Raw genomic sequence first — 19,699 nt, forward strand, 5'->3', positions numbered from 1 at the left:
ACTTCCACTTGAGTCCGGACCCCTGGGCCATCCCCGAGCATAACCTTCAAATCCCCAGCCGCATCGTCTAGAGCCGCGCCTCCCTCGTTTTTGGAAAGTGCCCGTGACGCTCTACGCCCGCTTTGCCGCGCATGTGAACGATGTGCTCGATGTCCTCGAAGCCGACGGCGTTCTGGCGCCGGGGATCGAGCGCGGCTCGGTCGCGGTCGAGCCACCGCGCGACGCCTCGCACGGCGATCTCGCGACCAATGCGGCGATGGTGCTCGCGAAGCGCGCCGGGATGAATCCCCGCGCGCTGGCTGAAGCCATAGCGCCGCGCCTCGCAGATCTGGGCACCGTGGAGAGCGCCGAGGTGGCGGGGCCGGGCTTCATCAACATCCGGTTGGACCGGGTCGTCTGGGAAGAGGAGCTGAGCGCGATCCTCGCCGGCGCCGCGGATTATGGCCGCTCGGCCATGGGCGCGGGACGGACGGTCAACGTCGAATATGTCTCGGCCAATCCGACCGGGCCGATGCACATGGGCCATTGCCGCGGGGCGGTGGTCGGCGACGCGCTGGCCAGCCTGCTCGAATATGCCGGCCACGAGGTGGTGCGCGAATATTACGTCAACGACGCCGGCGCCCAGGTCGACGTCCTCGCCCGCTCCGCGCACCTGCGCTACCTCGAGGCGCTGGGGCGGCAGATCGGCGAGATACCGGAAGGCCTCTACCCCGGCGATTATCTGAAGCCGGTCGGCGAAGCGCTCGCGGCGGAATTCGGCGATACTTATGCCGACGCCCCGGAAAGCCTCTGGCTGGAGACGTTCCGCCGCAAGACGGTTGCGGCGATGCTCGACCTGATCAGGGCCGATCTCGCCACGCTCGGCGTCCATCACGATCTGTTCGCATCGGAATACGAAGTCCAGCAATCGGGAGCCGTCGAGCGCGCTTTCGAACTGCTCGGCGAGAAGGGCTTGGTCTACACCGGCACCCTGCCGCCACCCAAGGGCAAGACCGCCGATGATTGGGAGCCGGTCGAGCTTCTTCTCTTCCGCTCGACACAGTTCGGCGACGACCAGGACCGCCCGATCAGGAAGTCCGACGGCAGCTGGACCTATTTCGCCGCCGACACCGCCTATCACATGCAGAAGCTCGAAAAATCGGACGAGCTGATCAACGTCTGGGGCGCCGATCATACCGGCACGGTGAAGCGGACCCAGGCCGCGGTCGAGGCGCTCGCCGGCCGCCCGGCGCTCGACGTCAAGCTGGTCCAGATGGTCCGGTTGCTGCGCGCCGGAGAGCTGGTCAAGATGTCGAAGCGTTCGGGCAGCTTCGTCACCCTGGCCGAGGTGGTCGAGGAGGTCGGCAGGGACGTCGTCCGCTTCACCATGCTCACGCGCAAGAACGACGCGCAGATGGATTTCGATTTCGCCAAGGTGGTCGAGGCATCGAAGGACAATCCCGTCTTCTACGTCCAATATGCCCATGCCCGGATCTGCTCGCTCCACCGGCGGACCAAGGAGGCGGGCGTCGATCTTCCCGCCGAGGCGGACCTCTCGCTGCTCGACGAGGACGAGCTGGCGCTGGTCAAGCTGGCGTCGCAATTCCCGCGCATCGTCGAGGCGGCCGCCGCGAGCCACGAGCCGCACCGCATCGCCTTCTACCTCGGCGACCTCGCCGCCGCCTTCCACGCCCAGTGGAACAAGGGCAATGACGAGCCCGAAAAGCGTTTCCTGATGGCACAGAATCCCGAATTGACACGCGCGCGGCTGGAATTGGCCGACGCGATCGGGCAAGTATTGCGCAACGGCCTTGGCGTCATGGGAGTGGCGGCAGCCGAGGAGATGCTGTGATGGGCGAGGACGATTCGGACGACGCGCTCCAGGCCGGGGGCGAGGACCGGCTTCCCTGGCTGGAGGCGGTCGAAGAGGAGGACGCCGAGGGGCCTTCGATCGCCAAGCTGGTCGCGGCGATCGTCATCGGCCTCGTCGCCATCGGAGTCATCGTCGGCGGGCTGTTCTGGCTCGGCAATCGCGGTCAGGACGCGACCGGCGAGGTCATCGCCGCGCCGCAAGGCGACTATAAGGTTCGCCCGGCCGATCCCGGGGGCATGAACGTCTCCGGCGAAGGCGACGTCTCCGCCGCCGCCAGCGCCGGCCGGCAGCCGCAGGGCAATCTGAACGTCAACGCCGTGCCCGAAGCGCCGGTGACCGCCGCGCCGCGGCCGGCTACTCCGGCTCCGGCTCCGGCTCCGGCCCCGCCGGTCGCCGCCCCGGCCCCACCGGCGCCTCCGGCGCCTGCGCCCGCGCCGGCTGCCGGCGGAGCAACGATTCAGCTCGGCGCCTTTTCGAGCGGCGCATCGGCGAACGGCGCGTGGACGAGCCTTTCGGGCCGATTCCGCTATCTCGCGCCGCTCAGCCACTCGGTGGCCACCGCCGAGGTGAACGGACGCACCTATTATCGCCTGCGCGCGTCCGGCCCCGGCGCGTCCGACGTCTGCCGTCGCCTCCGGGCGGCGGGCGAGACCTGCGCGATCGTCAACTAGCGGCGAATGCTTCCCGCAATCCTCGGGCTTTCGGGGCCCGTCCTGACGGAGGACGAGCGCGCCTTCTTCGCCGAGACCGGGCCCGCCGGCTTCATCCTGTTCGATCGCAATGTCGCCGACAAGGCACAGCTTCGGGCGCTGACCGATTCGCTTCGCGATCTGACGGGGCGGGGCGATCTGCCGATCCTGATCGACCAGGAAGGGGGCCGGGTCGCGCGGCTGAGGCCGCCGGAATGGCCCGCTTTCCCGGCACCCTGGCGCTTCGCCGAGCTCTACGAGATCGCGCCGATCAGCGCGATCGAAGCGGTCCGGGTCAACGCCGAGGCGCTCGCGGTGATGCTGGCCGAGGTGGGGATCAACGTCGACTGCCTGCCCTTGCTCGATGTCCGCCAGGAGGGGGCGCACGACGTGATCGGCGATCGCGCGCTGGGCGCCGAGCCGATGCGAGTCGCGGCCCTCGGCCGGGCGATCCTGGACGGGCTCCAGACGGGCGGCGTCCTCGGCGTCGTCAAGCACATGCCCGGCCACGGGCGCGCCCGCGCCGACAGCCACAAGGAGCTTCCGGTCGTCGATGCCTCGCGGGAGGAGCTGGCGCTCGACCTGGCTCCGTTCCGCGCCCTCCACGATGCGCCGATGGCGATGACCGCGCACCTGCTCTACCCGGCCTGGGACTCGGATCTGCCGGCCACCATATCGCCGACAATCGTCGACGAAATCGTCCGCGGCACGATCGGCTTCGACGGGCTTCTGATAAGCGACGACCTGGGAATGGACGCTCTGCCGGACGGCCTGGAAGAGCGCGCTTCGGCGGCGATCGCCGCCGGCTGCGACCTCGTCCTGCATTGCTCCGGCGCGATCGGGGAGAGCAGGCAGGTGGCGTCCGGCTTGGGCGAGATGACCGGCGCGGCCCGCGAGCGTCTCGCCCGGGCGATGGCCCGGATAGGCGGCAAGCATTCCGTGCACGAATTCGCCGCGCTCGCCGAAAAGCGCGACTCGCTGCTGGCGATGATTCCGGATGCCGCCGCCTGAACTTTCCGGCGTCTCGGCCTGTTGACAGAGGGAAAACCGCTCCCTAAATGGCGCCCATCCCGTTAACCGGCTGACCCGGCGGCGCACTCGTGCGCCTGTCGGCTTTGTCTGTTTCGCGGGACCCAAGAAGCGCTGAGATAGGCCGCGATGCCAAAGCGGCCTGTGGAGCAGGAGAAACATCGATGGCACGTATCGCGGGCGTCAACATCCCGACCAACAAGAGGGTCGAGATCGCCCTTACCTACATTCACGGCATCGGCCGCACCAAGGCCAGGGAAATCGCCGCCAAGCTCGGGATCCCGAGCGAGCGCCGGGTCCAGGACCTGACCGACCAGGAAGTCCTCCACATCCGCGAGGCGATCGACTCCGACCACCAGGTCGAGGGCGACCTGAGGCGCGAGACGGCGATGAACATCAAGCGTTTGATGGACCTCGCCTGCTATCGCGGGCTTCGTCATCGCAAGGGCCTCCCGGTCCGCGGCCAGCGCACGCACACCAATGCGCGCACCCGCAAGGGCAAGGCCAAGCCGATCGCCGGCAAGAAGAAGTAATTCGTCCGGTCCTTCGAGACGCGGCTTCGACTTCGCTCAGCCGCTCCTCAGGATGAGCGGTTATTCGGAATTTAGGTAGGATAGAAACGATATGGCACGCGAACCTCAGCGCATCAGGCGGCGCGAGCGCAAGAACATCACGGCGGGCGTCGCCCACGTGAATGCGAGCTTCAACAACACGATGATCACCATCACCGACGCCCAGGGCAACGCCATCGCGTGGAGCTCGGCGGGCATGATGGGCTTCAAGGGCAGCCGCAAGAGCACGCCTTATGCGGCCCAGGTCGCGGCGGAGGATGCCGGCAAGAAGGCCGCCGAGCACGGCGTCCGCACGCTCGAGGTCGAGGTCAAGGGCCCGGGCTCGGGCCGCGAGAGCGCTCTTCGCGCCCTCCAGGCGGTCGGCTTCCAGATCACCTCGATCCGCGACGTGACCCCGATCCCGCACAACGGCGTCCGCCCCTCCAAGCGCCGCCGAGTCTGATTTCGTCCGCGGCTCCAGCGCCGTGGCCGGGCAGAAGAAGTAGAAGTTAGAAATAGGGAAGGGACGCCTTCCCCAACGCCAGAGGAACCCCATGGCCGTCAACGCAAAGAACTGGCAGGAAATGAAAAAGCCGAACAGCCTCGAGAAGAAGGCGACCGGGGATGCCCGCCGCAAGGCGACCTTCGTCGCCGAGCCGCTCGAGCGCGGCTTCGGCCTGACGCTCGGCAACAGCTTGCGCCGGGTGCTGCTGAGCTCGCTCCAGGGCGCGGCGGTGACCTCGATCAAGATCGAGGGCGTGCTTCACGAATTCTCTTCGCTGGCCGGCGTGCGCGAGGACGTCACCGACATGGTGCTCAACGTCAAGCAGGTCGCGCTCAGGATGGAAGGCGAGGGGCCCAAGCGCCTCCAGCTCTCCGCCACCGGCCCGGCCGAGGTGACGGCGGGCCAGATCGCGGTGACCGGCGACATCGAGGTGATGAACCCCGATCTCGTCATCTGCCATTTGGACGAGGGCGCGACGCTCAACATCGAGCTGACCGCCGAGACCGGCAAGGGCTACGTCCCCGCCGCCTCGAACCGCCCGGTCGACGCGCCGATCGGCCTCATCCCGGTCGACGCGCTCTACAGCCCGGTGCGTCAGGTCAGCTACAAGGTCGAGAACACCCGCGTTGGGCAGGAGCTCGACTATGACAAGCTGACCCTGACGGTCGAGACCGACGGCACGATCTCGCCCGACGACGCCATCGCCTATGCGGCCCGCATCCTGCAGGACCAGCTCCAGCTGTTCGTCCACTTCGACGAGGGCATGGCGCAGGTCCCGACCATGGCCGGAGTCGCCGTGCCGAGCGCCGAGCAAAGCGAAGCCGACGCCAACCAGCTCAACCGCTACCTGCTCAAGAAGGTGGACGAGCTGGAGCTCAGCGTGCGCAGCGCCAACTGCCTCAAGAACGACAACATCATCTATATCGGCGATCTGGTGCAGAAGACCGAGGCCGAGATGCTGCGGACGCCGAACTTCGGCCGCAAGTCGCTCAATGAGATCAAGGAAGTTCTCGCTTCGATGGGGCTTCGGCTCGGGATGGATATCCCGGGCTGGCCGCCGGAAAACATCGAGGAGATGGCGAAGAAGCTCGAGCAGGAATTGCTCGGCTAACCGCTTCGTCCTTATCGAATCCATCAGGGGCCGCCCGCGGGCGGCCCCTGCTGCAACATGAAACCCGCCGTTCGATTCGAACCGGCGGGGAGCCTTTATATATGAAGAAAATCATGCTCGCGCTGGCTTCGGCCGCCGTGACGGCGACGGCCATCGCTTCGGAGACGATCAGCTACAGCTATGATTCGCGCGGGCGGCTGGTGAAGGTCGTTCGGAGCGGAACGGTCAACAACAACGTCTCGGCCGAATATAAATACGACAAGGCCGACAACCGGACCAACGTCAACGTCGTCTCGCCGAACGCGCCGCCCCAATGAGCTCCCTTCTTGTGCGGCGTCTGGCCGCCGGTTTCACCGCGCTGCTCGCGCTTGGCTCGGCCGTCGCGGCCCGAGCCCAGAACGCGCCAGCGGAGATTGCGCCTCTCCAGCTCGCGACCGACCAGAACAACGTCAATGTCCTCGACGGCAGGACGACGATCGAGCCGCCGGCGCTGTCGGTTCCGGGCGCGCCGAACCTGCGCTTCGACCGGCTCCAGAACGCCGCCCCTTTCCTCAACGGAAAGAGACTGACCGCGAGCGGCGCGGAGCAGGTTCAGAGAACTTATGCGATCCATATCGGGTCGGCGACGTCGGACGCGTTCGACTGCGTCGAATCCGATTGCCTGAGCGTGACCGGAACCGGCTCGACCTTCAACCCGAACATTCGAGTCTACACCGAGCGGGGTTCGGCCACGGTCTGGACGTTCGCCCAGCCGGCGCTCAACGACACGTCGCCGACCCCGTCCTACAATTATTACGCCACAACGGCGGCCTATGCGAACGGCGAGGTGATCGCCTATCATTACAACGCGGTGCCGAATGGGGCCCCCTTCGGGCGAATGTCCGTTCGTCCCTACCGGATCACCAGTAGCCTCGGCTACCTGATCAAGCTCACCTACGCGGACGACAGCGACCCGAACTCCAACGACTGGCAACGCGTCACCGAGGCCGCGATATACGCGGCCGCCGACGAGAGCACGGCGCTGCGCCGGTTCGCCTATGGCGGCGCGACGATCACCGAATATGGCGCAGGCGATTCCGCCGGCCGCACCTATACGTGCCAGGGCTGCGTCAGCGCGATGGGCGCCAGCCCCGAGGTCGGGTCGGGATCGATGCAATTGCCGGGCGAGCTTTCGCCCTCGCTACAGGTCAGCGCGGCGACCAGCGGCCTTTCTCCGGTGGCAACGGTCGATCGCGACGGCGTGGGCTGGACCTACAGCTACGTCAATCTCCACACGCAGCCGGGCACCCTGCACTACATATTCGACAGGATGACGGCGACCGCGCCCGACGGATCGAGCCAAGTCTACAACGTCGCGAACTCCTACCACAGCGTCTACGATCTGGCGACCAACCGCATCCATACGACGCTCACCAGCGCCCGCGACGGGCTCGGGCGGACCACCTCTTATTTTTACGACGGACAAGATCGGCCCTACCGGATCATTTATCCCGAGCTGAACGAGGTCGGCGTCGTCTACGACGAATATCGGAACATCATCTCGCGAACGGCCACCCCGAAGCCCGGCTCGGGCCTCTCGCCGATCACCGAGACGGCCCATTACGACGTATCGACCTGCCCTGCCGTGCCGCGGACCACGCCGCTATGCTGGCGGCCGAGCTGGACCCGCGACGGATTTCAAAATCCCAATCGCCAGACGGACTACGCCTATAATACGCTCGGCCAGCTGACCGAGCAGGTCGATCCCGCCGACGCGAACGGCGTTCGACGCCGGACCTCGATCGTCTACACCGTTTCGACCGGAGGACTCAGCCGACGCTCCGCCGTGCGCATCTGCAACGATGCCGGCCCTGGCACGACTTGCGGCACGAACGCGCCGATCCAGACCGAATATGATTATTGGCAGAACACCCTGCTGCCCAGCGCCGAGCGTCGGATCGATGTTACGCAGGGGCAGACGGCGACCCTGACCACAAGCTTCACCTACGACGCCGCCGGCCGCCTGATCGCCACGGACGGCCCGATGCAGGGCACTGCCGACACCTCCTACAATCGCTATGACGCGTACGGGCGGCTGGCCGGCACGATCAGCCCCGATCCGGACGGGACCGAAGCGCTGCCGAGGCTCGCGGTCAGGAACAGCTACGATTCCGCCGACCGGCTGATCAGGGTCGAAACCGGCACCCTCGCGTCGCTTCAGAGCGAAAGCGTTCGGCCGGCCGACTGGACCGGCTTCACGCCCAATCGGACCGCCGAGACGGTCTACGACGGCAATGGCCGCAAGATCATGGAGCGGGTTCGCGCCGATGGCGCCGCCGGCGCGATCGTGACGCGCGCCGAATATAGCTACGACGCGCTCGGCCGGCTCGAATGCACCGCGGTGCGAATGAATCCTGCTTCATTCGGAGCGCCGCCTGCCCCGGCCTGCCATCAGACGACACCAGCGGGAAGCGATCCCGACCGGATCACCAGGAACGTTTACGACGCCGCCGGCCAGATCACCGAGGTACACCAGGGGGTGGAAACCGGCGATGCCGCCATCGAGGTACAATATGGCTATACCGCGAACGGCAACCTCCTGAATGTCATCGACGGCAACGGCAACACCTCTCGCTACGACTATGACGGCCTCGGCCGCCGCTCGCACCTCTGGTTCCCGTCGCCGACCACGCCCACCCAGGTGAGCACTGCCGACCACGAGCAATATTGGTACGACGCCGCCGGCAACCGCACGTCCTTGCGCAAGCGCGACGGATCGACGCTCACCTACAATTACGACAATCTCAACCGGGTGATTTCAAAGATCGTGCCCGAGCGCCCGTCGGGCCCGCAGGCGCTGAGCGGGGGCCAGACCCGCGACGTCCATTACGGCTACGATCTCGGCGATCGGCAGCTCTTCGCCCGGTTCGATTCGCCGACCGGCGAGGGCGTGACCAACAGCTATGACGGGTTCGGCCGGCTTCTCTCGAGCAGCATCAACCTGGGCGGCGTCACCCGCACGCTCAATCACGACTACGATGCGAACGGCGGCCGCGCCCGGATCACCCATCCGGACGGCAATTGGTTCTCCTATGAACGGGACGGCCTCGGACGGCCCTTCTACCTCGCCTCGGCCGATAATTCGGCGCGCTACTATAGCTCCTACCGGCCCGACGGCCTCCCCGCCGGGCAGAGCCGCGGCAACGGCGCCTCGACCTGGACCTCGCGCGACGGCGTCGGCCGGCTGAACGGGCTCGGCCATTATTACATCTATGGCGGCAGCGGCCCCAACGACGTGCTCTGGCTCTACGGCCACAATCCGGCCGGCCAGATCGCCTCGATCGCGCGCGACAACGATCTCTACGCCTGGACCGGCCATTATGGGGTGAACCGGACCTACACCACCAACGGGCTCAACCAGTACATCGCCGCGACGGGCGGCCCGAGCTTCGCCTACGACCTCAACGGCAACCTCACCGGCGACGGCGTCCACGCCTACACCTACGACATCGAGAACCGCCTCGTCATGGCGACCGGCGGCGGCGCAGGGGCGGTGCTCGACTACGACCCGCTCGGCCGGCTGTGGCGGGTGACCTCGGGGAGCAACGCCACCACCTTCGTCTACGACGGCGACGCGCTCGTCGTGGAATATAACGCCGCGGGGACGATGACCCGCCGCTACGTCCACTGGGACGGCGCCGACGTTCCGGTGATCGCCTATAACGATCAGACTCTCGCCGCGCCGGTCTATCTCCACCCCGACCACCAGGGATCGATCGTCGCCTTGTCCGGCGCGATGGGCGCGCTCAGCGCGATCAACCGCTACGACGAATACGGCATCCCCGCCATAAATCCGCAGGGCGTCAATCTCAACTCGGGCCGATTCCAGTATACCGGCCAGGCGTGGCTCGCCGAGATCGGCATGTATTACTACAAGGCGCGGGTCTACTCGCCCTATCTTGGTCGGTTCCTGCAGGCCGATCCGATCGGGTATGACGACCAGTTCAATCTCTATGCTTACGTGGGGAATGATCCGGTCAATGCGGCCGATCCAAGCGGAGAGGCATGCCTATCTTTTACTAGCAATGTATTGGGTGAATACTGCACCAGAGCAAGGGCGTACGCCGCCATGGATCAAGGGCTAAATGGGAAGACCCGCTTTTTCGCTGCGGCGGCCGCAACAATGACCATGTTCGGTAGCTTACAATTGCCGTATCCTGGCCCGCAGCTGGCAACCAGCAGAGAGTATCGGGGGCACATGTCGGCTATAAGCGGACAGCTTCAACAGAGAAACATACGCATGTTTCAAGAGGCCGCCGGAAGTCGCCTCAGCGGCGGCCGCTTGGACCGGGCGCTGGTGCACGCCGAACAGTCCCACGTTCAAGGTTACCTCAACGGTCTTCGGCGGAGCGACTCCGCAGCCTATGATCGACTAGTGACCGAAGCTAACGGTCTTCTAAACTCTGGGACAGGTGTCCCACTAACCACCGACGCGGCGTATAATCGCGTCCTGGGCCAGGTGCGCGAGCAGGTTGGCGGTAGCTTAGACTTCGGCAACCAGGATCATCGCGAGGCCATTGGCATGGGCCTGATTCGGGAGATTCGGCAAAGCGGCGGATGCAATCTTACAGGTACTCGAATTCGAGGATGTTGATGAAACGTTGGAAAGTTACTTGGCTAACCGGCCGCCTCGTTGAAGTTGTCCTGGTAACAGCTGCACTTTTCGCATGGGGCGTTGTCGTCGAACGCCCGGAAGTGCTTGGATATGTGAAATCTATATCCTTGGCACTCTTTAGCACATTGTTCTTCGGAACTGTTAGCGGATATTTTATAATAACGGCAATTTACATGAAGGAATCCAGGGCGACGCCTTGGCGTATAATAACGGTAATGGCATCACTGTTCTGCGTAACATTTACTATATTTTCTATTTTTATAGACTTCAATTTGACTGGAGCGATAAAGATGGGTCTACTTGGATTGGCCGTCTCGATCTTCGCCAATTCCGTGGCGATGGTGCTTTTTCGCAACAGGGATTAAGAATTCCGGGGACACAATACCTAATTGCCCCCCCCTGCCTCGCTCGCTCTCTCGGGAGCTGCGTAGGCGCTGCGGTTTTGAGCCCTTTCTCCGCGACAATGATGCGTTCGCGTGGGGCTCGCATTACGCCGTCGCTCGCCCCTACACCACCAACGGGCTCAACCAGTACATCGCCGCGACGGGCGGCCCGAGCTTCGCCTACGACCTCAACGGCAACCTCACCGGCGACGGCGTCCACGCCTACACCTACGACATCGAGAACCGCCTCGTCATGGCGACCGGCGGCGGCGCAGGGGCGGTGCTCGACTACGACCCGCTCGGCCGGCTGTGGGCGCGAGGGGACAGTTACTGCGGCGGCCCCGAAACATGCGGTGACAGGACACTGAATTCCGAATGAGACGATCGGGCCGGAAATGCCGGGCTGACGCCTTCGCCCCGAAATGCTAGACCGCGCCGGGAAACTAAGGAGGGCCGCCGGCTCGGCGGTCCCTTTTCGTTTTCGGGGGAGTGGGGCGATGGGGGAGCGTTTCGAGCGGCACAAGCAGGCCTGGACCAGCGACGAGATCCAGAAGCTGCACGCGCTCGCCAGGAAGGGCATGGCGCTGAAGGCGCTGTCGCGCGCCCTCACCCGAAGCGAGGAATCGATCAAGAATCGTGCGGCGGCGGACGGGCTGAAGATCGCCAAGCTGAGGTGAGGGCCTGGTCTCGAAGCGATGCCAGCGGATTCACTGCAACGTCCGGGTAACGTTGCGCCACTGCCATTTCGAGCCGGTGCTGAAACAGGAATGGAGGCCGTTGCCAAGCGGCCCTATTTTTTATGCCCGGATTTCGAAGTCTGGTCCCTTAGACGGGAAGTCACCGCGTCAGCGCAGCGGCGGTGATGCAACCGGCTTGGGCCCGAAACCCTCTCGTAGCTCATCTTCCGTTTCATCTCGAAACCATGGCCGAGCGGTTGCCTCCGGCGCGCAAAGCGCCCATAGGCGCTCTCGCTGACGTCGCTCAGGACGGAACCGATTGGCCGCGGCCATTCCTTTCTTTCAAGGCCGCCCGGCCCCGCGCCGAAACCGGTGCGTGGACTGATTTTCCGCCGATGGAGCGCGCATGAAAGAGGAATTGCTGGTGATGGAGGGGCGGATCGACGAGATATTGCCCGATGGCCGCTTCGGGGTCGTTCTCGACAACGAGCACCGGATCATCGCCTACACCGCCGGCAAGATGCGCCGCTTCCGGATCCGCTCGATCGTCGGCGATCGGGTGCATGTCGAAATGACGCCTTACGATCTCAGCAAGGGCCGGATCATCTATCGCGAGAAGATCGCGGGTTCCGGAGGGGGTGGGCCACGCCGAGGCAACTTCCGAAGGAGATGAGCCGATGAGAATCCCCGATCACGATCGCTCGAAGGCCCAGCCCTATCTGCTCGAGAAGGTCGACGATGGCGCCTGGCGGCTGACCCTGCGCGAGACCCGCTTCAACAGCCAGAACTACCCGATCGTCAGCGATTCGCCGGTCGATCAGTCCTTCCCCACCGCCGCCGCCGCCCGCGCCTACGCCAAGGAGAATTTCGGCGCCAAGGCCGGGGAATTCGCGACGAAATAAGCGAGAGCGACGAGGGGATAGTCCGCCCCTTCAGAGTCATCTCGGCGAAGGCCGGGACCCATGAACACGGTCTTTGCGAGAGAGGCGAAGACCTTGTTACCTCTCTTCCCAGCACTTCGGTTCATAGGCCCCGGCTTTCGCCGGGGTGACTCCCGGGGCCCTCAGGGCTTCCCATCGCGGCCGCCCCATGTCACGCAATGGCCCTCCGCAGGGGAGGGGCCGTTCTTGCAGATTCCAACGAATCCCGCCCTCCACATCCTGTTCGATCTCCTCGCCTGGGGATCGGCGGGGCTGCTCGCGCACCTCCTCTATCGCTGGCGGCTGCGCCCGGTCGCGGCGCGGTTCGTCGGAGTCACCGGCCCGGCCTATGTCGCCGCGCTCGCGCTCGGAGCGATCGGAGGAGCCTGGGCGTTCGGGTCGTGGAACACGGCGCTGATGGCCGTCCCGCATCCCTCGCACAGCATCGCCGGCGCCCTGGCCGGCGGGATCGTCGGAGTCGAGCTCTACAAGCTGGCGCGGGGCATCCGCGCCTCGACGGGGCTGATCTGGGTGGGGCCGCTGGCGCTCGGAATCGCGGTCGGCCGGATCGGCTGCCTGCTCGCCGGCCTTCCCGACGAGACCTATGGCGTCCCGACCAGCCTGCCCTGGGGAGTCGACCTCGGTGACGGCGTCGCCCGCCACCCGGTCCAGGTCTACGAAAGCCTGGCGATGCTCGCCTTCCTCGCCGTCTACCTCGCCGCGCTCGCCCGCCGCGCCGCCTGGACCCAGACCCGAGCCTTCTACCTGTTCGTGCTCTGCTACGCGGTGCAGCGCTTCGTCTGGGAGTTCCTCAAGCCCTATCCGCGGGTGATCGGCCCGTTCGACCTGTTCCATCTTCTCGCGGCCGGAATGATCGCTTATGCCCTGATCTTCGATGCACGCGCTCGCCACCAACGCTGACCTCACACGCAAGAGCGTGCCGTGGATCTTCTACGGCCAGACGACGAGCCTGTGCGAGACCTGCTGGGAGCTCGTTCCGGCCAAGATCATCGGTCAGGAGGGCAAGGTCTTCCTTCAGAAGCGCTGCCTCGATCATGGCGTCACCAAGACGCTGATCGAGGAGGACGCGGATTACTGGCTCGACATCCGCCGCTGGCTGAAGCCCGGCGACCGGCCGCTGCACAATGCGACGAAGACCGAGCGCGGCTGCCCGTGGGATTGCGGCCTCTGTCCCGACCACGAGCAGCATAGCTGCCTGTGCATCGTCGAGATCAACGATGCCTGCAACCTCACCTGCCCGGTCTGCTTCGCCGACAGCGCGGTGGGAAAGGGCGGGCACAAGAGCCTGGCCAAGGTCGAGGCGATGCTCGACGCGGTGGTCGCGGCCGAGGGCGAGCCGGACCTGATCCAGCTCTCCGGCGGCGAGCCGACCATCCATCCTCAATTCTGGGAGATCGTCGCCGCGGCGCGGTCGCGTCCGATCCGCCACATCATGGTCAACACCAACGGCGTTCGGATCGCCCAGGAAGAGGGCTTCGCCGAGAAGCTGAAAGAGGTCGGGATCGGTTTCGAGGTCTATCTCCAGTTCGATAGCCTCAGCGACGACGCGCTGATGGAGCTTCGCGGCGCGCGGCTCGGGCGGATCCGCCGCCGGGCGCTCGAGCGGCTCGAGGCGGCGGGCGTCTCGACCACCCTGGTCTGCGCGGTGCGCCAAGGCGTCAACGATCACGAATGCGCGGCGATCGTCGACTACGCGCTGCAGTGGAAATGCGTGCGCGGCGTGGTTTTCCAGCCGGTTCAGGACGCGGGGCGCAACGAGGGCTTCGATCCCGCGCTGCACCGCGCGACCCTCTCGGGCCTCAGGCGGCAGATCGCGTCGGGCGGCGTGTTCGAGGCGTCGGATCTCGTGCCGCTGCCGTGCAATCCGGACCAGATCTGCATCGGCTACGGCATCCGCGCCGGCGCGAGCGTCGTTCCGGTGACCCGGATGATGAAGCGCGAGGACATCGTCTCGGTCGCTCCCAACACGATCAGCTTCGAGCGCGATCCGGCGCTCAAGGCGCGGATCTTCGATCTGCTCTCGCTGTCCACCGTAGAGGACAATGGCGAGAGCCGCCTCGCCAGCCTGTTCTGCTGCCTGCCGGAGATCGAGACTCCGACGAGCCTCGCCTATCAGGACACGTTCAAGGTCGTCATCATCCAGTTCCTCGACCGCTTCAATTTCGACATCGGAACGGTCAAAAGGTCGTGCATTCATTTCGCGACGAGCGACGGGCGGATCATTCCGTTCGACACCTACAACAGCTTCTACCGCCCGGGCGCTCCCGGCGCGGCCAAGCTGGCGGAGAAGGGGGGAGTAGGAGCATGAGCGAGGGCGAGGGACCGTCGGCCGGTGCGATACTGCTCGGCATCTTCATGCTGTTGGCGGGGCTGTGCATCACGCTTCTCGGCGGCGGCTGCACCCTGCTGTGGCTCAGCCAGTTCAATTCGCCCTACGACGGGGGAATGTCCAATCTGGTCAATCCGCTCTTCATCCTGTCGCTCGTCACCCTCGCCGGCGGGCTCGGCATGCTGTGGTTCGGCTTCAGGCTGCTGACGGGCAAGTATCGCAGATAGGCCCACCTTCCAGGATTGGATCTGGGCACTACGCGTGTGATCGGGAGCTTTCGCGGTGCAGGTATCCTCTCCTGCCGAGCACGTCCTGCGACATGGAAAGCCTCGCGCCCCTTGGTAAATCGCGGTATACGATTGGCATGACGAAGAGCAGAAGAGCGATTTTATTGTAATTGCCGTTGTGCGGCAGGTCCAGAATTACATCGACTCGGATGGAATTATTGAAATCCGAGCGGAAACGGAGACCGTTTCGATGGGCATTGTCAAGAATCGGCTGATCGAATGCGCGGAGCGGGAATGGCGATATTTTGGTGGGTCGACGCGAAACATCGAGAACCAGTGGAACATCGTGGGCGATGAGGCGGACGAACCCTTTCGATCGCACATAAGTCACTATTGGGCCTCCGTGGGCAAGCCCGATTGGAACGGCGGCACGGACGAGCCTTGGTCCGCGGCATTCATCAGCTGGTGTTTCAAGATTGCCGGAGCTGGAAGCGGATTCAGCGGAGACGCGACCCATTCCGTCTATATAAACCGGATAAGGCTGGGCGACGGCATGGATCCGCGCCTGACGCTCCGATCGCCGCCCAACACCCCCTTGCGAGTGGGCGACCTAATCTGGAACTCGCGTAGTGACGGCCAGGACGAGAATATTCCACGCAGCCTGGCCGAAGCGACCGCGCGCCTAGCGGCCGGCGACTTCTTTATTTCTCATGTCGATATCGTAGTTGCGGTTGGTCAGGGGCGGTGCGACAGCATAGGAGGGAATGTCTCCAACCTCGACGTTGGCGGATCGGTCACCAAGTCGACGTGGCGCCTTGATGATCAAGGTTGTTTGAGCGATCCGCGCAAGCCCTGGATCGGCGTCGTTCGCAACGACCTCTGAGGCTTGGAAGAGCGGGGCCGCTTTCTCGCTTCGCGTTGACGCACGGGGGGCGAGAGAGGAAAAGGCGGCATGACCTCCCGCCAAGCCGATTACTCGATCCATCCGTTGTTCCTGGAGCGCTGGTCACCGCGGGCATTCGACGGGGCGGAGTTATCCGACGCCAACCTGTTCTCGATGTTCGAGGCGGCGCGCTGGGCGCCGTCGGCGTTCAACTCGCAGCCCTGGCATTTCGTCTACGCCAAGCGCGGCGATGACGATTGGGAGCGGTTCCTCTCGCTGCTGATCCCGTTCAACAAGGGCTGGGCGCACACCGCCTCGGCGCTGGTCTACATTGTCTCCGACACTTTGCCCTTCACCGACAGGAAGACGGGGGAGCCGGCGCCGTCGACCACGCACAGCTTCGATGCGGGCGCGGCCTGGGCCTGCCTCGCCCTGCAGGCGACGAGGATGGGCTATCATGCGCACGGCATGTCCGGCATCCAGTACGAGCTGGCCCGCGCGGAGCTCGGCCTGCCGAAACGCTACCAGCTCGACGCCGCCTGCGTCATCGGCCGGATCGGCGATCCGGCCCAGCTCGACGAGAAGCAGCGCGCGCGGGAGTTTCCGAGCGGGCGGAAGGCGCAGGAGGAGTTTGTGCATCGGGGCGGCTGGTCCAGCTAGTTCCCCGGCGGAGGCCGGGGCCCAGGCCCTGGTTCGGCTTCGCCCCTGGACCCCGGCCTTCGCCGGGGAACAGCACTTGCGCGGAGTCCGCAAAGCGTGAACATTCGAGCGTAAGAGGAGGAATGCATGACGGTTGATGCCGGGATTGCGAAGGGTCGCGTCGTAACCCTGCCCGCGCGCCCCGAGCCCATCCGCGTTTCGGCCGACGAGACCGCGGTGATCGTCATCGACATGCAGAATGCCTATGCCTCCCCTGGGGGCTATCTCGATCTCGCCGGCTTCGACATTTCGGGCGCGGAGGGCGTGATCGCCCAATCGGCCAAGGTACTGGAGACTGCCCGGGCGGCCGGAATGACGATCGTCTATTTCCAGAACGGCTGGGATGAGGATTATGTCGAGGCGGGCGGGCCGGGCTCGCCCAACTGGCACAAGTCCAACGCTCTGAAGACGATGCGCGCGCGGCCCGAGCTCCACGGCAAGCTGCTTGCGCGCGGCGGCTGGGATTACGCGCTGGTCGAGGCGCTGGCGCCCAAATCCGGCGACATCGTCCTTCCAAAGCCGCGCTACTCCGGCTTCTTCAACTCGCAGCTCGACAGCGTCCTTCGCTCGCGCGGAATCCGCAACATCGTCTTCGTCGGCATAGCCACCAATGTCTGCGTCGAGAGCACGCTTCGGGACGGCTTCTTCCTCGAATATTTCGGGATCATGCTGGAGGACGCGACCCACCAGGCAGGCCCCGAATTCGTCCAAAAGGCGACGGTCTACAATGTCGAGACCTTCTTTGGCTGGGTTTCGACCGTGGCGGACTTTTGCGGCGCCTTCGGCCAGATCGCGGAGGACCGGGAATGACAGAACACTGTCATTGCGAGGAGCGTAGCGACGCGGCAATCCAGCTCTGCATATCGGCCGAACTGGATTGCTTCGCTGCGCTCGCAATGACGAGGCAGGAGAGAAGCTGATGCCCTTCGAATCGATCAACCCGCCCCAATTCCCCGTTCCGATCGCGCCTTACTCGGCGGGGACCAGGGCCGGGAACACGATCTACGTTTCAGGCACCTTGGCGCTCGGCGAAGCGGGCACGGTGCTGTTCCCCGGCAATTGCGAGGCGCAGACCCGCCATGTGCTTGAGACGATCAAGGCCGTGCTGGAAGCGGCTGGCGCGAGCCTCGCCGACGTCGCCTTCAACCATATCTTCCTCACCGACTGGGCCGATTACAAGGCGATGAACGCGGTTTACGCGGACTATTTTCCGGGCGCGAAGCCCGCGCGCTACTGCATCCAGTGCGGCCTGGTGAAGCCCGGCCTGCTGGTCGAGATCGCCAGCGTGGCGCATATCGGCGGGTGATCGAGGGACTGTATTTCGAGGAGCATGGGCCGGCCAACGGGCCGCCGCTGATCCTGTCGGCGGGCCTCGGCGGCGCCGGGGCCTATTGGCGGCCGAACCTGGAGGCGCTCGCCAGGGAGCATCGGGTCATTGTCTACGACCAGCGCGGCACCGGCCGCAGCGACCCTGTGCTGCCCGTGGATCACACTGTCGGTCAGATGGCCGATGACGTCCTCAAACTCATGGCGGGGCTCGGCATCGAACGTGTCGATTTCGTCGGCCACGCACTGGGCGGCGCCATCGGGCTGACCCTTGCCGCCGAAGCCCCGGAACGGCTGGCGAAGCTGGTGGTGGTCAACGGCTGGACCCGGCTTGATCCCCATATCGCGCGCTGCTTCTCGGTGCGCATAGAGTTGCTGCGCCGATCCGGCCCCGAGGCCTATGTGCGGGCCCAGCCGATCTTTCTTTATCCGGCGGCCTGGTGCTCTGCGCACGCGCGCGAGCTGGACTTGGAATTCCAACACCAGCTGGCCCATTTCCAGGGCCAGGAGAATCTGGAGAGCCGGATCGCGGCGCTCCAGGCTTTCTACCTCGACGACCGGCTGGACGAGATCGGCACGCCGCTGCTGGCGATTGCCGCAAAGGACGATATGCTCGTGCCCTGGACGTGCAGCCAGGCTTATGCCGGGCGCATCGCCAGCGCCTCCCTCCGGCTGATGGATTGGGGCGGCCACGCCTGCAACGTCACCGATCCGGACAGTTTCAACCGCCCGGTCCTCGAATTCCTAAGGAGCTGAGCCATGGAAGTCGGCATCTTCACCCCGATCGGCAACAACGGCTGGCTGATCTCGGAAAACAGCCCCCAATACATGCCGAGCTTCGATCTCAACAAGGAGATCGCCCAGAAGGCCGAGAGCTATGGAGTCGATTTCCTGCTCTCTATGATCAAGCTGCGCGGCTTCGGCGGGAAGACCGAATTCTGGGAATATAATCTGGAAAGCTTCACCCTGATGGCCGGGCTCGCCGCCGTCACCGAGAAGATCAAGATTTATGCGACCTGCCCGACTTTGGTCATCCCGCCCGCCTTCTGCGCGCGCATGTGCAACACGATCGATTCGATCAGCCACGGCCGCTTCGGGCTCAATCTGATCACCGGGTGGCAGCGGCCCGAATACAGCCAGATGGGGCTGTGGCCCGGCGACGAGCATTTCCGCAACCGCTACCAGATGCTCGGCGAATACGCCCACATATTGCGCGAGCTGTGGGAGACCGGAGTCTCCGACTTCAAGGGGGACTATTACCAGATGGACGATTGCCGGGTGAAGCCGCTCCCGACCGGCGACATGAAGATCATCTGCGCCGGATCGTCGGACGAGGGCCTCGCCTTCTCGGCGCAATATGCGGATTACGCCTTCTGCCTCGGCAAGGGCGTGAACACGCCCAAGGCCTTTGCCTCGAACAACGAGCGGCTGATGGCGGCGACGGCCAAGACGGGCCGCGACGTGCGCATCTACGCCTTGTTCATGGTCATCGCCGCCGAGACCGACGAGGAGGCCATGGAGAAGTGGATCTGGTACCGCGAGGGCACGGATCAGGATGCCGTCGCCTGGCTCGGCGCTCAGGGCGCGGCGGACAAGACCTCGACCACCACCAACGTCCGCCAGCTCGCCGACAAGGAAAGCGCGGTCAACCTCAACATGGGCACTTTGGTCGGCTCCTATGAAAGCATCGCCCGGATGCTCGACGAGGTGTCGACCGTGCCGAATACGGGCGGCGTTCTGCTGACCTTCGACGATTTCATCGAAGGCACCGAGAAGTTCGGCACCCGCATCCAGCCTTTGATGCAGTGCCGGGCGGGCGTTCAATAGGGGGTGCATCGCGCGC

21 protein-coding genes are annotated in these 19,699 nt (G+C 65.0%); all 21 read left to right on the top strand.

Annotated features, from left to right (window positions below):
• The first annotated feature begins 103 nt into the window (after positions 1 to 103).
• The 21 genes from E6G92_01260 (at position 104) to rutA (ending at position 19,683) form a co-directional block, all read left to right on the top strand.
• Entirely contained in the window at positions 104 to 1,831 is a 1,728-nt protein-coding gene (locus E6G92_01260) for an arginine--tRNA ligase (GenBank protein TMJ18509.1), read from the top strand.
• Positions 1,831 to 2,523 (top strand): SPOR domain-containing protein, encoded by a 693-nt coding sequence (locus E6G92_01265; protein TMJ18510.1) that lies wholly within the window; start codon positions 1,831 to 1,833, stop codon positions 2,521 to 2,523. Before E6G92_01260 ends, E6G92_01265 begins: the two co-directional genes overlap by 1 nt.
• Positions 2,524 to 2,529: 6 nt before the next feature.
• A complete protein-coding gene (gene nagZ / locus E6G92_01270; GenBank protein ID TMJ18511.1) occupies positions 2,530 to 3,552 on the top strand; it encodes a beta-N-acetylhexosaminidase in 1,023 nt (340 codons plus the stop codon).
• A 182-nt stretch (positions 3,553 to 3,734) separates the two neighbouring features.
• Positions 3,735 to 4,103, top strand: coding sequence for a 30S ribosomal protein S13 (rpsM, locus tag E6G92_01275; GenBank protein TMJ18512.1), 369 nt, complete (start codon positions 3,735 to 3,737; stop codon positions 4,101 to 4,103).
• Between the two features lie 91 nt (positions 4,104 to 4,194).
• The gene (gene rpsK, locus E6G92_01280) at positions 4,195 to 4,584 is read left to right on the top strand and encodes a 30S ribosomal protein S11 (GenBank protein ID TMJ18513.1); all 390 of its coding nucleotides are present in this window, start codon (positions 4,195 to 4,197) and stop codon (positions 4,582 to 4,584) included.
• Between the two features lie 91 nt (positions 4,585 to 4,675).
• A complete protein-coding gene (locus tag E6G92_01285) occupies positions 4,676 to 5,737 on the top strand; it encodes a DNA-directed RNA polymerase subunit alpha (GenBank protein TMJ18514.1) in 1,062 nt (353 codons plus the stop codon).
• Positions 5,738 to 5,838: 101 nt separating this feature from the next.
• Positions 5,839 to 6,054 (top strand): hypothetical protein, encoded by a 216-nt coding sequence (locus E6G92_01290; GenBank protein TMJ18515.1) that lies wholly within the window; start codon positions 5,839 to 5,841, stop codon positions 6,052 to 6,054.
• Complete coding sequence (locus E6G92_01295; GenBank protein TMJ18516.1) at positions 6,051 to 10,370, top strand: RHS repeat-associated core domain-containing protein; 4,320 nt, start codon at positions 6,051 to 6,053, stop codon at positions 10,368 to 10,370. Before E6G92_01290 ends, E6G92_01295 begins: the two co-directional genes overlap by 4 nt.
• 321 nt (positions 10,371 to 10,691) lie before the next feature.
• Positions 10,692 to 11,153: a hypothetical protein gene (locus tag E6G92_01300; GenBank protein TMJ18517.1), complete on the top strand. Its 462-nt coding sequence runs from the start codon at positions 10,692 to 10,694 to the stop codon at positions 11,151 to 11,153.
• Between the two features lie 118 nt (positions 11,154 to 11,271).
• Positions 11,272 to 11,451: a hypothetical protein gene (locus E6G92_01305; GenBank protein ID TMJ18518.1), complete on the top strand. Its 180-nt coding sequence runs from the start codon at positions 11,272 to 11,274 to the stop codon at positions 11,449 to 11,451.
• Positions 11,452 to 11,857: 406 nt separating this feature from the next.
• A complete protein-coding gene (infA, locus tag E6G92_01310; GenBank protein ID TMJ18519.1) occupies positions 11,858 to 12,124 on the top strand; it encodes a translation initiation factor IF-1 in 267 nt (88 codons plus the stop codon).
• 4 nt (positions 12,125 to 12,128) lie between these two features.
• Positions 12,129 to 12,353, top strand: a complete 225-nt coding sequence (locus E6G92_01315; GenBank protein ID TMJ18520.1) for a hypothetical protein — start codon at positions 12,129 to 12,131, stop codon at positions 12,351 to 12,353.
• 60 nt (positions 12,354 to 12,413) lie between these two features.
• Positions 12,414 to 13,292 (top strand): prolipoprotein diacylglyceryl transferase, encoded by an 879-nt coding sequence (locus E6G92_01320; protein ID TMJ18521.1) that lies wholly within the window; start codon positions 12,414 to 12,416, stop codon positions 13,290 to 13,292.
• Positions 13,267 to 14,700: a radical SAM protein gene (locus E6G92_01325; GenBank protein ID TMJ18522.1), complete on the top strand. Its 1,434-nt coding sequence runs from the start codon at positions 13,267 to 13,269 to the stop codon at positions 14,698 to 14,700. Before E6G92_01320 ends, E6G92_01325 begins: the two co-directional genes overlap by 26 nt.
• The gene (locus E6G92_01330; GenBank protein TMJ18523.1) at positions 14,697 to 14,948 is read left to right on the top strand and encodes a hypothetical protein; all 252 of its coding nucleotides are present in this window, start codon (positions 14,697 to 14,699) and stop codon (positions 14,946 to 14,948) included. The genes E6G92_01325 and E6G92_01330 overlap by 4 nt, the downstream gene beginning before the upstream one ends.
• A gap of 250 nt (positions 14,949 to 15,198) precedes the next feature.
• On the top strand, positions 15,199 to 15,831 hold the full coding sequence (locus E6G92_01335; protein TMJ18524.1) for a DUF2272 domain-containing protein: 633 nt from the start codon (positions 15,199 to 15,201) through the stop codon (positions 15,829 to 15,831).
• Between the two features lie 69 nt (positions 15,832 to 15,900).
• Positions 15,901 to 16,491 carry a nitroreductase gene (locus E6G92_01340; protein ID TMJ18525.1) on the top strand — a complete coding sequence of 197 codons (591 nt, stop codon included), beginning with the start codon at positions 15,901 to 15,903 and terminating at the stop codon, positions 16,489 to 16,491.
• A 126-nt stretch (positions 16,492 to 16,617) separates the two neighbouring features.
• Positions 16,618 to 17,340: a pyrimidine utilization protein B gene (gene rutB, locus E6G92_01345; GenBank protein ID TMJ18526.1), complete on the top strand. Its 723-nt coding sequence runs from the start codon at positions 16,618 to 16,620 to the stop codon at positions 17,338 to 17,340.
• A gap of 109 nt (positions 17,341 to 17,449) precedes the next feature.
• Positions 17,450 to 17,836, top strand: coding sequence for a pyrimidine utilization protein C (gene rutC / locus E6G92_01350; GenBank protein ID TMJ18527.1), 387 nt, complete (start codon positions 17,450 to 17,452; stop codon positions 17,834 to 17,836).
• A gap of 8 nt (positions 17,837 to 17,844) precedes the next feature.
• A complete protein-coding gene (rutD, locus tag E6G92_01355; GenBank protein ID TMJ20646.1) occupies positions 17,845 to 18,612 on the top strand; it encodes a pyrimidine utilization protein D in 768 nt (255 codons plus the stop codon).
• 3 nt (positions 18,613 to 18,615) lie between these two features.
• On the top strand, positions 18,616 to 19,683 hold the full coding sequence (gene rutA / locus E6G92_01360) for a pyrimidine utilization protein A (protein ID TMJ18528.1): 1,068 nt from the start codon (positions 18,616 to 18,618) through the stop codon (positions 19,681 to 19,683).
• The last annotated feature ends 16 nt before the right edge of the window (positions 19,684 to 19,699 follow it).

Source organism: Alphaproteobacteria bacterium (assembly GCA_005883305.1).
In the GTDB taxonomy this organism is placed as follows: Bacteria; Pseudomonadota; Alphaproteobacteria; order Sphingomonadales; family Sphingomonadaceae; genus Allosphingosinicella.

Coding starts and splice junctions, on each gene's coding strand:
- rutA (TMJ18528.1), top strand. CDS start 18,616: ATGGAAGTCGGCATCTTCACCCCGATCGGCAACAACGGCTGGCTGATC.
- E6G92_01295 (TMJ18516.1), top strand. CDS start 6,051: ATGAGCTCCCTTCTTGTGCGGCGTCTGGCCGCCGGTTTCACCGCGCTG.
- E6G92_01290 (TMJ18515.1), top strand. CDS start 5,839: ATGAAGAAAATCATGCTCGCGCTGGCTTCGGCCGCCGTGACGGCGACG.
- E6G92_01330 (TMJ18523.1), top strand. CDS start 14,697: ATGAGCGAGGGCGAGGGACCGTCGGCCGGTGCGATACTGCTCGGCATC.
- E6G92_01265 (TMJ18510.1), top strand. CDS start 1,831: ATGGGCGAGGACGATTCGGACGACGCGCTCCAGGCCGGGGGCGAGGAC.
- E6G92_01305 (TMJ18518.1), top strand. CDS start 11,272: ATGGGGGAGCGTTTCGAGCGGCACAAGCAGGCCTGGACCAGCGACGAG.
- rutB (TMJ18526.1), top strand. CDS start 16,618: ATGACGGTTGATGCCGGGATTGCGAAGGGTCGCGTCGTAACCCTGCCC.
- E6G92_01320 (TMJ18521.1), top strand. CDS start 12,414: ATGAACACGGTCTTTGCGAGAGAGGCGAAGACCTTGTTACCTCTCTTC.
- rpsK (TMJ18513.1), top strand. CDS start 4,195: ATGGCACGCGAACCTCAGCGCATCAGGCGGCGCGAGCGCAAGAACATC.
- infA (TMJ18519.1), top strand. CDS start 11,858: ATGAAAGAGGAATTGCTGGTGATGGAGGGGCGGATCGACGAGATATTG.
- nagZ (TMJ18511.1), top strand. CDS start 2,530: ATGCTTCCCGCAATCCTCGGGCTTTCGGGGCCCGTCCTGACGGAGGAC.
- E6G92_01315 (TMJ18520.1), top strand. CDS start 12,129: ATGAGAATCCCCGATCACGATCGCTCGAAGGCCCAGCCCTATCTGCTC.
- rutC (TMJ18527.1), top strand. CDS start 17,450: ATGCCCTTCGAATCGATCAACCCGCCCCAATTCCCCGTTCCGATCGCG.
- rpsM (TMJ18512.1), top strand. CDS start 3,735: ATGGCACGTATCGCGGGCGTCAACATCCCGACCAACAAGAGGGTCGAG.
- E6G92_01335 (TMJ18524.1), top strand. CDS start 15,199: ATGGGCATTGTCAAGAATCGGCTGATCGAATGCGCGGAGCGGGAATGG.
- E6G92_01340 (TMJ18525.1), top strand. CDS start 15,901: ATGACCTCCCGCCAAGCCGATTACTCGATCCATCCGTTGTTCCTGGAG.
- E6G92_01325 (TMJ18522.1), top strand. CDS start 13,267: ATGCACGCGCTCGCCACCAACGCTGACCTCACACGCAAGAGCGTGCCG.
- E6G92_01285 (TMJ18514.1), top strand. CDS start 4,676: ATGGCCGTCAACGCAAAGAACTGGCAGGAAATGAAAAAGCCGAACAGC.